The organism is Nocardia sp. NPDC050435, assembly GCF_040655395.1.
GTDB lineage: Bacteria > Actinomycetota > Actinomycetes > Mycobacteriales > Mycobacteriaceae > Nocardia.
This window is the reverse complement of record NZ_JBFAJW010000014.1, coordinates 1-16,345: the sequence shown is the minus strand read 5'-3', so window position 1 is coordinate 16,345 and position 16,345 is coordinate 1. Positions and strand designations below refer to the sequence as shown.

General features: G+C 72.7%; 11 protein-coding genes. 4 read left to right on the top strand and 7 right to left on the bottom strand.

Going from position 1 to position 16,345, the window contains the following annotated elements:
• Nucleotides 1-158 precede the first annotated feature (158 nt).
• The 6 genes from AB0I43_RS34750 to AB0I43_RS34725 form a co-directional block, all read right to left on the bottom strand.
• The gene (locus AB0I43_RS34750; protein WP_356975831.1) at nt 159-506 is read right to left on the bottom strand and encodes a DUF1330 domain-containing protein; all 348 of its coding nucleotides are present in this window, start codon (nt 504-506) and stop codon (nt 159-161) included.
• Between the two features lie 80 nt (nt 507-586).
• Nucleotides 587-2,350, bottom strand: a complete 1,764-nt coding sequence (locus AB0I43_RS34745) for an NTP transferase domain-containing protein (RefSeq protein ID WP_357433371.1) — start codon at nt 2,348-2,350, stop codon at nt 587-589.
• A gap of 173 nt (nt 2,351-2,523) precedes the next feature.
• The gene (locus AB0I43_RS34740; RefSeq protein ID WP_356975827.1) at nt 2,524-3,276 is read right to left on the bottom strand and encodes a VOC family protein; all 753 of its coding nucleotides are present in this window, start codon (nt 3,274-3,276) and stop codon (nt 2,524-2,526) included.
• Between the two features lie 27 nt (nt 3,277-3,303).
• Entirely contained in the window at nt 3,304-3,612 is a 309-nt protein-coding gene (locus AB0I43_RS34735; RefSeq protein WP_356975825.1) for an MGMT family protein, read from the bottom strand.
• Nucleotides 3,613-4,398: an alpha/beta fold hydrolase gene (locus AB0I43_RS34730; RefSeq protein WP_357433369.1), complete on the bottom strand. Its 786-nt coding sequence runs from the start codon at nt 4,396-4,398 to the stop codon at nt 3,613-3,615.
• A gap of 37 nt (nt 4,399-4,435) precedes the next feature.
• Entirely contained in the window at nt 4,436-5,323 is an 888-nt protein-coding gene (locus tag AB0I43_RS34725) for an LpqB family beta-propeller domain-containing protein (RefSeq protein WP_357433367.1), read from the bottom strand.
• A 234-nt stretch (nt 5,324-5,557) separates the two neighbouring features.
• Here AB0I43_RS34725 and AB0I43_RS34720 point away from each other — a divergent pair, with 234 nt between their 5' ends.
• Together AB0I43_RS34720 and AB0I43_RS34715 are read left to right on the top strand one after the other, a co-directional pair.
• Nucleotides 5,558-9,190, top strand: a complete 3,633-nt coding sequence (locus AB0I43_RS34720) for an ATP-dependent DNA helicase (RefSeq protein WP_357433442.1) — start codon at nt 5,558-5,560, stop codon at nt 9,188-9,190.
• A 120-nt stretch (nt 9,191-9,310) separates the two neighbouring features.
• Entirely contained in the window at nt 9,311-13,702 is a 4,392-nt protein-coding gene (locus AB0I43_RS34715; protein ID WP_356975820.1) for a UvrD-helicase domain-containing protein, read from the top strand.
• Here the strand turns inward: AB0I43_RS34715 and AB0I43_RS34710 are convergent.
• A complete protein-coding gene (locus tag AB0I43_RS34710; RefSeq protein WP_357433365.1) occupies nt 13,665-14,060 on the bottom strand; it encodes a hypothetical protein in 396 nt (131 codons plus the stop codon). The two genes, AB0I43_RS34715 and AB0I43_RS34710, sit on opposite strands and share 38 nt — an antisense overlap.
• 177 nt (nt 14,061-14,237) lie before the next feature.
• On the opposite strand from AB0I43_RS34710, the gene AB0I43_RS34705 reads away from it, so the two are divergent.
• Entirely contained in the window at nt 14,238-15,302 is a 1,065-nt protein-coding gene (locus tag AB0I43_RS34705) for a potassium channel family protein (protein ID WP_356975816.1), read from the top strand.
• Between the two features lie 53 nt (nt 15,303-15,355).
• Nucleotides 15,356-16,255, top strand: coding sequence for an NAD(+) diphosphatase (gene nudC / locus AB0I43_RS34700; protein WP_356975815.1), 900 nt, complete (start codon nt 15,356-15,358; stop codon nt 16,253-16,255).
• Nucleotides 16,256-16,345: the final 90 nt, after the last annotated feature.

The window sequence follows — 16,345 nt, the reverse complement described above, 5'->3', positions numbered from 1 at the left end:
GGGCTGTTCCCGGCTGGGCCTGGGCGGTCGAGCCGAGGTAGGGCGCCGCGCGGCCAGGTCGTTCCCGTGCTGGGCGCGGGCGGCGTCGTCGAGTGCGGCACTGCGTGTGGGCGGGGTCGTTTCCGGCTGGGTGCGCGCTGGTCGCCAACGCGCAGCACTCAGACCGCGGGCAGCTCCGCGCGTAATTGCGCGGCGCGCTTCTTCGGGTCGTAGTCGGGCCCGACGCCGTCGACCAGCACCAGGTCGCCGTCGATGTGGTCGGCGCGCAGCGCCAGGATCTCCTGGTAGGCAGGGGAGTGGTACCAGGCGCGGGCCTGGTCCAGGTCCGGGAATTCCAGCAGCACCATGCTGCCCGGCCAGGCGCCCTCGAGCACCTCGAGCGGCGGGCCGTGGACCAGGAAGCGGCCGTGGAACGGGTCCAGGGTGGCCTGGATCCGTTCCAGGTACACCAGGATGTCGGGGTGCGGGCGGCGGGTGTGCAAATGCGCGAAACCATAGGCGGGCATGGGATTTTCCCTTCGACTAGCGGGTCGTTCGAAGGTATGCCCGCCGCCGTACGCCCGGCAATTACCCCGGAGGTAAGCGTTCAGCCGTGCATCGGCAGGAATTCCACCTGGGTCCCGTCGGTGGCGTGCGCGGGCACGATGACCAGTCCGTCGCGGTCGATCAGGCTGCCCAGGTGGGCGGTGGAGTTGTGCGGCTCGGCCAGGAAGCCGCCGAAGGGCCCGCGCCGGGCCGGCAGCACCCGGGGCATCGGCCCCGCGACCGAGTAGGCGTTGTGCAGCGGCCCCAGATAGGGCCGGGAGGCATGGGCGCCCGTGCGGCCCTCGACGATCGCGGGCGCCACCGCCATCAGTGTCGCGATCGCCGCGAACGGATTGCCCGGCAGCCCGAGCAGCGTTGTGCGGTGCGGCAATTCGGCGATCAGGGTGGATCCGCCGGGCCGCAGTTCCAGGCGCGGCACCAGCACCTCGGCTTCGGCCCGCTGCACCGCGCCGCGTAGCTGGTCCGCGGCGCCGCCGCCGGTCGCGCCGACGATCACCAGCACGTCGAATTCGCCGGTACTGGCCAGGACGTCGTCGAAGCCGGTCGGGGTGTCCCGCAGATGAACCCGATCGACGGTGTGAATGCCGTACCAGGACAGCACATCCGGGAGCACCGGCCCGATCGAGTCCCGGGTCTGGCCGGGCTGCAGCGGCCCGTCGCTGCGAATCTCGTCGCCGGTCATCACGATGCGCGCCCGCACCGGCCCGCGCACCAGCGCCTCGGTGACCTCGACGCTCGCCGCGGCCGAGATCAGGCCGGAGGTCACGGGCGTGGCCTCGGCGGCGATCAGATCACCGGGCTTGCGATCCTCGCCGCGGCGCCGGATATCGTCGCGCTGCGGGCTCTCCGGCAGACGCGCCAGCACCTTATCCGTTGCCACCGTGACGAATTCGTCGCGCAGCACCTCCGTGGTGCCGTCCGGCACATGCGCGCCGGTGGCGATGCGCACCGCCTCGCCGGGCAGCAGGCCGACCGGCCGCTGGCCGCCGGCGAAGCCGATATCGCGGCGCAGCTGCCAGGGTCCGGTACCGGCCACGGCGTAGCCGTCCATGGCAGAGACATCGAAGCGAGGCAGCGCTCCGGCCGCGAGCAGGGGTGCGGCCAGCGCAGCGCCCCGGACGGCGCGCAGCTCGGTGGTGTAGGCCGTAAGACGGGAAAGTCTGGTGCGCAGCAGGTTCCGGGCCTCGTCGAGCGGCAGCGCGCGGATGGCGGGCGGCTGCTGGTCCGGGCCCGGCTGTGCGGCGGCCTGCGCGGCCCGCACCTCCTCGGTGGTGTCGCAGTCCGCGACGCCCGCCAGGTGCACGGTCACCGTCTCGTCCGGAATCAGCGCCTTCATCGGCTGGTTGACCAGCGATTCCAGCTGCGCCAGGGCGGCGACCAGCGCGCTGCGCCGCCACACGCCGATCAGGTACTGCGGCCGACCGGAGTTGTCCGCCGCGAAGACCGCGTCCGCGCCGGTTTCGGTTTCCTGTCTGCGCAATTCACCGATCGCGTTCTCGGTGAGGAACGGCATGTCCGCCGCCAGCACCACCACCAGCGGCGCGGGATTCGGCTGTAGCGCGTGCAGCCCCGCCTCGATCGCCGCCACCGGCCCCGACCCCGGCGGCACCTCCCGGACCTGCAGGATCGCGGGGTTCAGCTCGGGCCGATGCGGGCCGACCACCACGGTGCGCGCGCAGCCGGCCACGGCCGCCAGGGCGGCGTCCAGCATGGACCGCCCGCCGATCACGATCGCGGGTTTGTCCACCCCGCCCATCCGGCTGGCCCGCCCGCCGGCGAGCACGATCGCGTCGGCGGCGGTCACGGTAGCCGCGTCGGGGCTAGAGACAACATGGCCGACATGCTAATTCGTCCGGCCGCCCGACCTCGCGCACCGGGCCGCCCCGCGGCACGCCGCCGCAGGTCACCGGGCATAAACCGGCGGGTCGAGCCACCCGGCGCGCCGCGGGCGGCGCGGCTGCCGGGCGTGGCGCCGGCTCACACCGGCGTGAAGTCGGAAGTGGTTGTCAGAATGCCGAATTCGTTGGTCTCGGGATCGGCCAGGGTGAACGCGTCGGTGGTGAAATCGGGTTCGGCGGTGATCAGCGGCGTGGCGCCGGCGGCGCGCAGGCGCCGGACGTCGTCCGCGGGGTTTCCGGCGGGCAGGGAGGTGAGGGTGAGTCGTAGTCGGTTGCGGCCCGACTTCTCCTCCGGTGTCCGGACGAACTCCAGCCAGCAGCCCAGACCGGTCGCCGACCGCAGGCCCGCCGTCTCCGCGCCGGCGTGGCCGACCGGCCAGCCGGACGCGGTGGACCAGAACTCCGAGAGCCGGGCCGGATCGCGGGTGTCGACGACGATGGCCGCCACCGCGCCGGTGTCGACATAGTGCTCGCGCGGCTCCAGCACGCAGAATTCGTTGCCCTCGGGGTCGGTGAGCACCACCCACGGCACCGTGCCCTGGCCGATATCGATCCGCCGGGCGCCCAGCGACAGCGCCCGATCCACCTGGACGCGTTGGTGATCCAGCGATCGGCTGGCCAGATCCAGGTGGATGCGGTTCTTGCCCGTCTTGGTCTGGGCGGCGGGTAGGAAGGTCAGCGCGATGTCCATGCCCGCGGGGTCGGGTGCCGCGACATCGACCTCGTGCGGGCGGTCCAGGGTCACCGACCAGCCCAGCAATTCGGCCCAGAAATCCGCGACGGCCCGGGGCCGGTCTGCCTCGAACACGACACACGCCAGTCGAGTGGACATCCGACAACGGTAACCCGAACCGCCTGGCTAATCCGGAAGTTCGGAAAACCGGAAACGCGCGTCGCGCAAGTCCACTCGCCCGTCCCGGATCGGGACGCCCTCCTCCGCGAGCCGCCGCAACTGCCGGTGCGCCAGGTGTGCCGCGGGTTTGCCGCCGGCTCCCAGCACCCGGTGCCAGGGCAGGTCGGCGGAGTCGGTGCGCATGATCCAGCCGACCGTGCGCGGCGTGGACAAACCGGCGGCCGCGGCGATGTCGCCGTAGGTCGCGACGCGACCCGGCGGAATCCGGGCCACCAGGGCGCGCACCAGCTCGATCTGCGCGTCGGTGGTCGGCATCTAGAGCGCCGCCCGGATGAGCGCCGCCGTTTCGGCGGGCCGGGCCTGGGCGACCATGTGATCGCAGTCGAATTCGTGCACCGTGAGCCAGTCGCCGAGATGCGCCGCCAGCGCCGCGCGGAAGTCCGGGGTCACGAACGGCGGCTGCACCTTCATCGCCTGCACCAGCACCGTGGGCAGCCGGGCGGGCGGCAGCACGAACGCCCGCGCCAGCTGACCCCAGTAGGACGTGATCGCGGGCAGCCCGAGCCGCCACGCCACCCGGCCGTCGCCGGTGGGCTCGAGATGCTCGGCCAGTTCGGCCTCCAGCATCCGGGGCTCGACGTCGTGCCAGGCGCTGGCCAGCTTGTCGCTACGCGCCGCCGCGACGTCGGGGTAGTCCGGATGGGTGATCCCGCGCAGCGCGATGTCGTGCAGCAGGCCCGGATCGAGCGCGATCGCGGGATCCAGCAGCACCAGCCCGCGCACCAGCTCCGGGTGCCGGTGCGCCAGATGCAGCCCGGACGCGCCACCGAAGGAATGACCCACCACGAGCACCGGATCGGTCGTCTCCGCGGCCAGCAGCGTCACCAGATCGGCGACGATCGTCTCGAAATCCCACGGCGGCAGGGCGGTGGACCGGCCGTGCCCGCGCAGATCCGGCGCGAGGATCCGGACCTCGGGCAGGTACTCGCCGGCGAGTGCGGCCCAGCGCTGCCCGTGCCCGGTCAACCCGTGCAGGGCCAGCACCACCGGCCCGCTCGCCGGGCCGAATCGATGAACATTCAGAGTGGACACCGGGCCCATTCTGTCGGCTGTCCGCGCGGCGCGCACGGCCGCCCGCTCAGCGCTCGGAGCCAGCACCCCAACTGGCGTGCTGGGCAACCCGATTCGGGTCGGTCAGCCGGCGCTGGTCGCTGCCGTCGCGGTTCATCACCCAGAGCTCGGCGCCGGACTCCGGCGCGGAACGCGGGCGGGTGTACACGATCCTGGTCCCGTCGGGGGAGAACGCGGGGCCCACGCTCCACTCGGTGGTCAGCGCGCGGACATTGCCGCCGTCGGCGTCCATCACATGGATCGTGGCGCGCTTCCCGCCGGCCCGGTTGCTGCTGAAGACGATGCTCGCGCCGTCCGGAGCGAAGACCGGATCGGTGTTCTGATGCGCGTCGGTGAGCAGCGGCCGGGGGTTCGTCCCGTCGGCGGCCATCACCCAGATGGTGTTGGCGCGGGTGAAAGCGATCGTCGAGCCGTCGGGCGAGAACACCGGGCTCTGCGAGGAGGGTTGATTGGGACCGGTCGGGCCGGGCAGCTCGCCGAGCCGCCGCACCTCGGCGCCGTCGGCGTTCATCACGTAGAGGGCGCCGCCGCGCGCGAACACGATCCGGGAGCCGTCGGGGGAGAAGCTGGGGCCGTAGCCGCCCTCGGTGAGCTCGCGGACCTCGCTGCCGTCGGCCGCCGCGGTGGCGATCGAGCCGCCGCCGAAGACCAGCTTGGTGCCGTCGGCGGCGAAGCGCGGTTCCCGGCCCGCGGCGATCCGGGCGACCCCGGTGCCGTCGGCGTTCATCAGGAAGATCGACTCCGAGTCGTCGAACGCGATCTTCGCCGGCCGCGCCAGCGCGGGCTGGAGCGCGTTCCGCTCCGGCTCCGCGTCCGCACCACACCCGGCCAGCAACCCCGACAAGACAGCAATGACGGCGGCGGCTCGCAGTGCCCCACCCCTTCGCACGAGCATGGCGTCCAACCTATCCGGTTCGGCTCCTGTGCGCCCCCGGGCGGCGGGGATGACCCGGGCGCGACCGCCGGATGAACGAGCGGCGACGGTGATGTCGACTACGTCTGTACGGAGTGGCCGCCCGGTGTGTCGGTCGTGTCTGTTGCAATAGCCCGCGTGGTGCGATCGGATAGCGCGGTGCGACTAGTTCGCCGGAACGCAGCGGCACCCGGAGCGCGGCTCTGGGGCGCCGAGGTGCGCGCGCTGTTCGAAGCCCACGCCGCGGGCGAGGCGGTGCGACCGGGGTGGCGCCCGTGGCAGGTGCTCGGCGGGCCGGGCACCGGCAAGACATCGTTGCTGATCGACTTGGCGGCCGAACGGATCGCGGCGGGCGCGGATCCGGAATCCGTGCTGCTCCTGACCCATTCCAAGCAGGCGGCGCGCACCGTGCGCGACGCCGTGACGGCGCGGTTGGCCGGGCCCGACGGGGTCGAGGGCGGCGTGCCCGGCGCCACCCGGGAGCCGCTGGTGCGCACCCTGCACTCCTACGCGTTCTCGGTGCTGCGCAGACACGCTCTGGTGCACGGCAACCCGCCGCCGCGTTTGCTGACCGGTGCCGAGCAGGATGCCGTGCTGCGCGAAATGCTGCGCGGGGACTTGACGGACATCGCCGACGGCAACGACGCGCTGTGGCCGCAGCGGCTCCAGCCCGCGCTCGCGCTCGGCGGCTTCGCCGAACAGTTGCGCGATCTGATGCTGCGGGCCACCGAACGCGGCATCGGCCCCGAGGATCTGATCAAGCTGGGCCGTGAGCACGGCAAGTCCGAGTGGGTCGCGGCCGGCCGCTTCGCGGTGCGCTACGAGCAGGCGATGCTGCTGCGCTGGTCGGTCGGCGTGGAGGCGCCCGAGGCCACCGCTCCGGCGCTGGACGCCGCCGAACTGATCGGCGCCGCCCTGGACGCGCTCGCCGCCGACCCGAATCTGCTCGCCGCCGAACGCAATCGCATCCGGTACCTGCTGGTCGACGACGCCCAGCACCTGGACCCGCAGGCCGCGCTGCTGGTCCGGGTGATCGGCACCGCCGCGCACACCGCCGTCGTCGCGGGCGATCCGGATCAAGCCGTGTTCACCTTCCGGGGCGCGGACGCCGGCTTCGTCGCCGACCTGGACGTGCCCGCCGAGCGCCGGATCGTGCTGCGCCGCAACCAGCGCTCCGGCGCCACCGTGCACCTCGCGCTCGCCCGGGTCGCCGCCAGGTTGCCGGGCAGCGCGCCGCAGCGTTTCACGCTGCCGTCCCGCGCCGAGGAACCGGACCCGGACGGCAGCACGGTCCGGGTGCGCGTGCTGGCCACGCCCGCCAAGGAGGCCGCGCTGATCGCTGACCATTTGCGCCGGGCCCACCTCACCCAGGGGGTGCCGTGGTCGCGCATGGCGGTGATCGTGCGCTCGGTGCCGCTGTCGCTGGCCCCGCTGCGCCGCGCGCTGCTCGCGGCCGGCGTCCCGGTGCAGCAGCCCGCGCTCGACGTGCCGCTGGCGCGGCGGCGCGGCGCGGCCTGGATGCTGCTCGCGCTGCGCGCGCTGCTGGCCGCCGAGCGGTCGCGCGGTGCCGCCGCGGAGTTGTTCACCGCCGACGACGCGCTGGATCTGCTCGGCGGACCGCTCGGCGGCGCCGACCAGATCACGTTGCGGCGGTTGCGGCGCGGTATCCGGCGCAGCGTGCTGGAGTCGCAGCGTAAGGGCGCGCGGGGTGCGGGGGAGCCCGAGCTGTCCGCCGCCGACACCGCCCCGCCGACTTCGCAGGAGGCCCCTGCCGGACTCGACGAACCGGACGACCCGGAATGGGCCGCCTACGATCCGGATCAGTGGGTCAGCGAATCCGATTGGTACGGCGGCGATCTGGACTGGGGGCTGGAGGTCGCCGAGCACGCCGACGACAGCAGGCGCGGACGCCCGCCGGTGGTGCCGGTCGAACCGGAGCGGCGCGCGCCGGGACCGGGTGTGCCCGAGGACGAAACCGGGGCCACCCTGGACCTCGCCGCGCTGCTCGAGTTGTCCTCGGCGGAAGTGCTGCGCGGCTTGCTGATCGGCGAGATCGATCGCGCGATCATGGACAAGCTCACCGATGTCGAGGCGCGTCCGCTGCGCCGGGTGCTGGACGCGCTGGATCGGGCGCAGACGGCGCGCAAGGGCGGATCCGGGCTCGAAGACGTGATGTGGGCGCTGTGGAGCGCTTCGCAGCTGGAGCGGCGCTGGGTGACGCAGTCCGAACGCGGCGGCGCGTCCGGCATGCAGGCCGACCGCGATCTCGACGCCGCCGTCGGCCTCTTCGACGCGGCCGCCGCCTACGTGGATCGTCTGCCCCGGGCCGGTATCGAGGGTTTCGTCGATTATCTTGTGCAGCAGGAGATTCCGCAGGACACCGCGCCGCTCACCGCTCCGGGTGCGGCGATCGCGCTGCTGAGCGCGCACGCCGCGGCGGGCCGGGAGTGGGATGTGGTCGCGGTCGCCGCCGTGCAGGAGGGGATCTGGCCCAACACCCGTCCGCGCGGCACGCTCCTGCACACCGAGGATCTGGTCGATCTCACCGCGGGCATCGAACTCGGCGAACAGGTAAGCCGGGCCGCGCCGATTCTGGCCGAGGAACGCCGGCTGCTGCTCGTCGCGTGCAGCCGGGCCCGGCGCTCCCTGCTGGTGACCGCGGTCGAATCCGTCTCGGGGGAACGCGATCTCGTGCCCTCGCGCTTCCTCGCCGAACTGCTCGGCCACGACGACGACAGCGAACCCGGCGTGCTGCCCATCGCCGACCCGGGTCGCGCGCTGGTGATGCATTCGCTGGTCGCCGAATTGCGGGGCGTGGTCTGCGATCCCGGCGCCGACCCGGAGCGCCGCGGCCGCGCCGCGCACCAGCTGGCCCGGCTCGCACAGGCCGGGGTGCCCGGCACCCACCCCGAAGACTGGTACGGCACCGCCGATCTCAGCTCCGAGAGCAGCCTGTGGGCCGACGGCGACAGCGCCGTGGCACTGTCGCCGTCCACCGTGGAGCTGCTGCGCACCTGCCCGCTGCGCTGGGCGCTGGAACGCCACGGCGGCACCGACGGCGACAACCCGCACGCGGTCAAGGGCAACCTGGTGCACACGCTGGTGCAGGCGCTCGCGGGCCGCGTCCCCGAATCCCAGGTGCGCGCCGCCCTCGACAAGGCCTGGCGTGCCATCGATCCCGGCACCGGCTGGCATTCCCGCCAGGAACTGCGCCGCACCGAGGCCATGCTGCAAACCTTCATGGCCTGGGTGCACAACACGCGCGGCGAACTCACCCAGGCGGGCGTCGAGATCCCCGTCGACTGCGAGTTGCCCGCCCGCGCCGAGGGCGAGCGCGCCGTCCGCATTCGCGGCCGGGTCGACCGCCTCGAGCGCGATGCCCAGGGCCGCTTCGTGATCGTCGACGTGAAAACCGGCAAGACGCCGATCACCAAGCAGGCCGCCGTCGATCACGCTCAGCTGGCCACCTATCAGGTCGCCGCGGCGATGGGCGCGCTCGACGCCGCCCTCGCCGAGGCGGACGCGGCTACGGATACCACCGAGACCTCCAGCGATCCCGCCGAGTCCGGCGCCGCCGACGCGGCGGCGGATTCCGCCCCCATGTCCGAACCGGGCGGCGCGCGCCTCGTCTACGTCGCGAAGCCCAGCGCCAAGGAGGGTGCCACCCAGCGCCTGCAACCCCCGCTGGACCCCGAGGCCCTGAACGAGTGGCGCACCACCATCCACGATGCCGCCTCCGCCACCCGCGGCCCCAGCTACCTCGCCATGCGCAACGACGGCTGCCGCCACTGCGCGGTCTCCGGCTCCTGTCCCGTGCAGGACAGCGGCCGACAGGTGACCGACGAATGAGCGTCGCATCCCCGCCCGCCGGCCCGGGGGTGATGGAATGACTCGGGTGACCCCGACCCCGCCCGCCACGCCACCCCCGGGGGAGCGCTCGACCGAGTCCGCCGGTGCGGAGGCCGCGTCGTGACGCGAGTGACGCCGCAGCAGCTGGCGGAGGCGCTGGGGCTGCCGCCGCCGACCGAGGAGCAGGCGGCGGTGATCGCCGCGCCCGCCGGGCCGACGCTGGTGGTGGCCGGTGCCGGGGCGGGCAAGACCGAGACGATGGCGGCTCGGGTGGTGTGGATGGTCGCCAATCGGCTGGTGCTGCCGGATCAGGTGCTCGGGCTGACGTTCACCCGCAAAGCCGCGCAGCAGCTGACCTCCCGGATCCGGACCAGGCTCGCGCGGCTGGCGGGCGCGCCGCTGCTGCGCGAACTGGATTCCAGCGGTGAGTTGCGTTCGCGGCTGGCCGGCGCCGAACCCGAGATCAGTACCTACCACTCCTACGCGGGGCGGCTGCTGACCGAACACGGTCTGCTGCTGCCGGTGGAACCGTCGGCCACGTTGCTCACCCAGACCCAGCTGTGGCAGCTGGCGCACCAGGTGGTCCGCAATTGGGACGGCGATCTGGACACCGACCGCACCCCGGTGTCGGTGACCGAGGCGGTGCTGGCGCTGTCCGGTCAGCTCGCCGAGCATCTGGTGGAGGCCGAGCAACTCGCCGAGGCACACACCGAACTGGAAAAGCTGGTGTACAGCCTGCCGCCCGGCCCGCGACAGCGCGGCGGGCCCAGCCAGACCCTGCGTGGCATCCTCGAGGTCCAGCAGGAACGCGTCGCGCTGCTGCCGCTGGTGCAGCAGCTGGCCGAGGCCCTGCGCCGCCGCGGCGCCCTGGATTTCGGCGCCCAGATGTCGCTCGCGGCCCGTCTCGCCGCCGAACACCCCGAGGTCGCGGTCGCCGAACGCGCCCGCTTCCGCCTGGTGCTGCTCGACGAGTACCAGGACACGGGCCACGCCCAACGTGTCCTGCTCGCTTCACTTTTCGGCGGGAACGCGCCGATTGCCGAGGCTCGCCCGTCCCGCGGCCCCGCGGGGACTCCTGGCTCCGAGTCGTCCGCGCAGAGCTCGGACGCGGACCCGGGCTTGCCGCGGCTGGCGGTCACGGCGGTGGGCGACCCGATGCAGTCGATCTACGGCTGGCGCGGCGCCTCGGCCGCGAATCTGCCCCGATTCGCCACCGACTTCCCCAGTGCGCCAGGCATTCCCGCGCCGACGCTGCCGCTGCTCACCAGCTGGCGGAACCCGCCCGAGGCGCTCGCCGTGGCCAATCTGGTGGCGGATCCCCTGCGCCGCAGTGCTCTCGACAAGGGCGGTGTGACCGTCGACGCGCTGCGCGCCAAGCCGGGTGCGGGGCCGGGGGTCGTCGAGCTGGCGTTGACCGAAACCGTTGCCGAGGAACGGGTCCGGGTCGCGGAACGGATCGCCGAGGAGTGGGCGCTGCGCCGGGCCGCCGGGGAGCCGCCACCCACCTCCGCGGTTCTGGTCCGGCGCAATGCCGATGCCTCTCCACTGGCCGAAGCCTTGCGCGCGCAAGGACTTCCGGTGGAGATCGTGGGCCTGGGCGGCCTCCTCGCCACCCCGGAGGTGGCCGACATCGTGGCGACGCTGCGCCTGATCGCCGAGCCCGCCGCGGGCAGCGCCGCCATGCGCATTCTCACCGGCGCCCGCTGGCGCATCGGCGTCGCGGACATTGCCGCGCTCGCCCGCCGGGCGCGCGACCTCTCGATCAGCAGGCTGTCCGGCGGCGACTCGGGCGAGATCACCGACAGTGCCACGCTCGCCGCGGCGCTGCGCGAGGTGGCGCCCGAGCCCACCGAGCAGGCCGGACTCGCCGACGCGATCGCCGATCCCGGTGACGCGGAGAACTATTCGGAGACCGGATTCGTCAGAATCGAGGCGCTCGGGCGGGAGCTGGGCGCCCTGCGCGAGCGCAGCGGTCAGCCGCTGGCCGAGTTGGTCGCCGACGTGGAGCGCACCATCGGCGTCGGGGTGGAGACCCAGGCGCGCCGGGCCATGGCCGGAACCGGCGCCGGCCGTGAGCATTTGGACGCCTTCGCCGAGGTCGTCGCGGGCTACGCCGCCGATACGGGCGCCTCGCTGAGCGGCCTGCTGGCCTTCTTCGCCGCCGCCGAATCCGTCGAGAACGGTTTGGAGCCGGGCGAAGTGGAGGTCGCGAAGGACCGCGTGCAGGTGCTGACCGTGCATGCCGCCAAGGGCCTGGAATGGGAGATCGTCGCGGTGCCGCACGTGGTGCGCGGCGTGTTCCCCTCCGGCGCCGCGTCCGGCACCTGGCTCGGCGCCCTGGCCGAACTGCCCACCACCCTGCGCGGTGACCGCATCCAGGAGGACGCCGCCGAGGGTGTCCCGGTCCTGGAACTGTCCGATCTCTACGATCGCGCCGATCTGGAACGCGCCATCAAGGCCCACAAGGAAGCCCTGGAGCGCCGCCGCCTCGACGAGGACCGCCGCCTGTTCTATGTCGCCCTCACCAGAACCGAACGCGTCCTGCTGGTTTCGGCCCACCACTGGGCCGAAACCGGCTCCGCCCCCAAGGGCCCCTCCGACTTCCTCCTGGAGCTCGAGCACGCCGCCCGCGCCACCGGCGACATCGACATCCCCCGCTGGGACGACCCGCCCGCCCCCGACGCCGTCAACCCCTTCACCGACAACCCCGCCACCGCCGAATGGCCCCGCGACCCCCTCGGCCCCCGCCGCGACCCGATCGAACAGGGCGCCGCGATGGTCCGCGCCGCCCTGGCCGAACTCCGCACCCGGGCCCGCCAACCCGCGGCCTCGGGCAGCCAACCACCGTCGCCCGGCGCACCGGGACCCGATCACACCGGGTCGGCGGATCCGGCGGCCGCGCGAGCAGAGCAGTCTGCGGATCCAGCGGCCGCGCGAGCAGAGCAGTCTGCGGATCCAGTCGCCGCGCGAGCAGAGCAGCCTGCGGGTCCGGCGGCCGCGCGAGCAGGCCAGTCAGCGGGTCCGGCCGCCGCGCGAGCAGAGCAGTCTGCGGGTCCGGCGGCCACGGAAGCAGATCAGCCTGCGGAACCGGCCGCCACGCACACAGCCGGCTCAGCTGCGCTCCCGGAATCCGCACAGCTGTCCGACCAGCCGGGCAGCGCGGACACCAGCGCCGCTGCGCCGAACGACGCGAAGTCCGGCGCGGGCAAGCTCCCGGAATCGCTCTTCCCGCGCTTCAGCGGCTCGGCCCCGCGACCCCGCCTGGCCACGCCGTGGGAGCGTGCGCAGTTGTCCACCGTCTCGGTCCCGCTGCCCCCGGATTTCGTGCGCCCCGGGCAATCTCCCACATCAGCCGGCACCGGCGAGAATCCGGGGGAGGGCGACGCCGCACAAGAGGAGAACCTGAGGCCCGATTCCACGTCGAGCGACCCCGCGTCGAGCGACTTCGCGGCGGCGGATCCTGGGGTGACCGATCCCGCGTCGAGCGACCCCGCGGCGGCCGACCCCGCGACGACGGATCCCACTGTGACCGATTCGGCAGCGCTGGGGGAGATTCCGCCGCCGGACGAGCACGAGCACGCGATGCCCGCACCCGAGGATCTCGTCCCCCCGGACGATTTCGAACCCCCACCCGACGACTTCGCGCACCCCTTGGTGACTTTCGCCGACCCCGACGACCTCCCGCCGCTCCTCGACGAATACGCCCCTCTACCGGACGATTTCGTCTTCCCTCCGGACGAATACGCCCCACCGTCCGACCCGGACGACCCGGACGGCTGGGCCGCCGACGTCGACGCCCTGCTGGCCGAGTTCGAAGCCGACCAAGCCGCGGCGGAGGAGGTGGAACTCCCGGGCCAGATTCCGGCGACCGCGCTGGTGGAGATGCGCGCGGATCCGGCGAAACTCGCTCGGCGCCTGCGCCGCCCGCTCCCGTTCCCGCCGAATCCGCTGGCCCGCCGGGGCACCGCGTTCCACGCGTGGGTGCAGCGCTGGTTCAGTGACAGCCGCCTGGTCGGCCTGGATCAGCTGCCCGGCGGCGGCGAACCGGAGACCGCGGACGCGGGCTTGGACGCCGAGCTGACCCGCATGCAGGACGCGTTCCTGAATTCCCCGTGGGCGCATCGCAGCCCGATCGAAGTCGAGATCCCGTTCGAGACCTCGATCGCGGGCACCGTGATCCGCGGCCGGATGGACGCCGTGTTCACCGAGCCCGGCGGCGGCTGGGTCGTGGTCGACTGGAAGACCGGCGCCGTGCCCACCCCCGCCGACGAACCCGCCGTCGCGATGCAGCTGGCAATCTACCGGCTGGCCTGGGCCCGCCTGATGGCCGCGCGCACCGGCGGCACCGAGACCGAAATCCTCGAGAAGATCAGCGCCGCTTTCCATTACGTCCGGACCGGCCGCACCGTCCGGCCGCGCGCACTACCGGGCGCGGCCGAATTGGCCGAGCTGATCCGCAACTCGGCCCCGCCGCCTACCGGGCTCGGCGACTCACCTTCAGCGCCTGCGTGATCAGCGGGATCTGCAACGGAAGCCGCAGCACCGTACCCACTTTCAGGAATCCGGGCGCCTTCTCGCTGCGCAGCGTGTCGACGCAGTGCTGCACGTTGGCGGGGAACACCGCCAGGAACAGCAGCGCCGCCAGCCGCCCGCCGAAGCCGCGGGTGCGCGGCAGCGCCAGCGCGGCGGCCACGCCGATCTCGGCCGCGCCGGAGGCGTAGGTGTAGGTCCGGGCGGGGCCGGGCAGCGCGCGGGGCACGATCGTGTCCCACGGGTTCGGAAAGGCGAAGTGCAGGACACCGCTGCCGAACAGCACCGCGGCCAAGGCCAGCGCGGGGCGGCGCCCGGTGTCGGTTTCGATCTGAGCCATGGCTCACCCTGACATCCGCGGGCCCCTCCCGTCGAGCCGCCCGGCCGCGGCGGGCCCGGAATCGGGTGGTGCGCCTCGGCCGGGAAACGAGCCGATCTCGCGGTAGGCTCCCGGTCGTGCCGGAGCGAGATGTCATGCCGGAGTTCGTCGAGAGCAGCGTCAGGGGTGGTGAGACCGGTGTTGAGTGAGTTCGAGGAGAACGCGAACAAACGCGGTGTCTCCTCCCGCCCGCACTTCGCGCTGGTGGGCGTGCTGCGCATCCCGGAGATACAGATCAGCCCGTGGACGCAGCTGCTGCGCCGGGTGCTCTTCGCGATCGGCCTGCTGTTCACCGCCGCCATGGTGGTGTACCTGGGCCGCGCCGGGTACCGCGATGTCTCCGAGGACGAATTGTCCTTCCTGGACGCGTTCTACTACGCGACGGTGTCGCTGTCGACCACCGGCTACGGCGATATCTCCCCGGTCTCGCCGGCCGCCCGGCTGGCCAACATCATCATCATCACGCCGCTGCGCGTTCTGTTCCTCATCGTGCTCGTCGGCACCACCCTCGGCGTGCTCACCGAACGTTCCCGGCAGGCATTCAAGATTCAGCGTTGGAGGCGCAGCGTGCGTAATCACACCGTGGTCGTCGGATACGGCACGAAGGGTCGTACCGCGATCGACGCCATGCTCGGCGACGCCGTGCAGCCGGCCGACATCGTGGTGGTCGACACCGATCTGGTGGCGCTGGAGGCCGCCGCGAACGCGGGGCTGGTCACGGTGCACGGCTCCGCCACCCAATCCGACGTGCTGCGACTGGCGGGCGTGCAGAACGCGTCCTCGGTGGTGGTCGCCGCCAACCGCGACGACACCGCCGTGCTGGTGACCCTGACCGCCCGGGAGCTCAACAAGGCGGCCAAGATCGTGGTCGCGGTCCGCGAGGCCGAGAACACCCATCTGCTGCGGCAATCCGGCGCGGACTCGGTCGTGGTCTCCTCGGAGACGGCGGGCCGGCTGCTCGGCGTCGCCACCACCACGCCGAACGTCGTGGAGATCATGGAGGATCTGCTCACGCCGGAGCAGGGTTTCGCGATCGACGAGCGCGCGGTGGAGCCGTCCGAAATCGGCGGTTCGCCACGGCATCTCAGCGATATCGTGCTGGGTGTGGTGCGCGGCGGCACGCTGATCCGGGTCGGGGAGCCGGAGGTCGACGCGATCGAGGCGGGCGACAAACTGCTCTACATTCGCCGTACGCAGAAGTGACACCGCGGTGGCCACCGCCCCTCAGCGAGACACTGCCGCGCCGCTAGTCTCTAGTGGTGTCCTTTCAGCTGAATGGTGTCCCCCTGCTCTCCCGTGCCGCCGTCGACCGTGCCGAGGAGACGCGCGCCGATGAACAGGCGCTGAAGGAAGGCTGGGCGCAGGCCCGGCTGCTGCGGGTCAACAAGCGCGGTCAGGTGCGATTCGACGCGGGCGCCCTGGTGCTGGACGCGGCCACCACGCTGTCCGCCGAGCCGAGTCCGGTCGCGGTGTTCCTGGGGCTGGGCGCGGACAGCCACGTGTGGGCGGTGCGCGACAACGAGATCACCGGCACGCTGATGGACCTGCGGGTCGCCGCCGCCGAGGTGGACGACTACACCGCGAACCTGCTCTCCACCGCCATCGCCCTGCTGAACTGGCACGACAAGGCCGGCTTCAGCGCCGCCGACGGCTCGGCCACGGCCGCGGTCAAGGGCGGCTGGTCACGGATCACCGAGGGCGGCCACGAGGAGTTCCCGCGCATCGATCCCGCGGTGATCTGCCTGATCCACGACGGCGGCGACCGCGTGCTGCTGGGTCGCCAGCACACCTGGCCGAAGACGCTGTTCTCGCTGCTGGCCGGTTTCGTCGAGGCGGGCGAATCGCTGGAGCGCTGTGTGGAACGCGAGGTGAAGGAGGAGGTCGGTGTCGATGTCCGCGACATCCACTACCTGGGCAGCCAGCCCTGGCCGTTCCCGCGCTCGCTGATGCTGGGCTTCGCGGCGGTCGCCGATCCGGAGCAGCCGCTGGCCTTCTCCGACGGGGAGATCGCCGAGGCCTACTGGTTCACGCGCGCGGAGGTGCGCGAGGCGCTGGCGCTGGGCGACTGGTCGGCGCAGCAGGAGGGCGTGCGCCTGCTGCTGCCCGGGTCGATCTCCATCGCCCGCACCATCGTGGAATCCTGGGCCGAGCTCTAGGTGTACTGACCATGGACGTTGGTGACGGCGTGGCGAGCTGGACATGACGAAGACCTCCGAGTGAAGTGCGAGCTGTCTAGGAACGCATCC

Bases quoted from the DNA above. Each gene is read 5' to 3' on its own strand.
- AB0I43_RS34750 (WP_356975831.1), bottom strand. From the start codon at position 506: ATGCCCGCCTATGGTTTCGCGCATTTGCACACCCGCCGCCCGCACCCC.
- AB0I43_RS34740 (WP_356975827.1), bottom strand. From the start codon at position 3,276: ATGTCCACTCGACTGGCGTGTGTCGTGTTCGAGGCAGACCGGCCCCGG.
- AB0I43_RS34735 (WP_356975825.1), bottom strand. From the start codon at position 3,612: ATGCCGACCACCGACGCGCAGATCGAGCTGGTGCGCGCCCTGGTGGCC.
- AB0I43_RS34730 (WP_357433369.1), bottom strand. From the start codon at position 4,398: ATGGGCCCGGTGTCCACTCTGAATGTTCATCGATTCGGCCCGGCGAGC.
- AB0I43_RS34725 (WP_357433367.1), bottom strand. From the start codon at position 5,323: ATGCTCGTGCGAAGGGGTGGGGCACTGCGAGCCGCCGCCGTCATTGCT.
- AB0I43_RS34710 (WP_357433365.1), bottom strand. From the start codon at position 14,060: ATGGCTCAGATCGAAACCGACACCGGGCGCCGCCCCGCGCTGGCCTTG.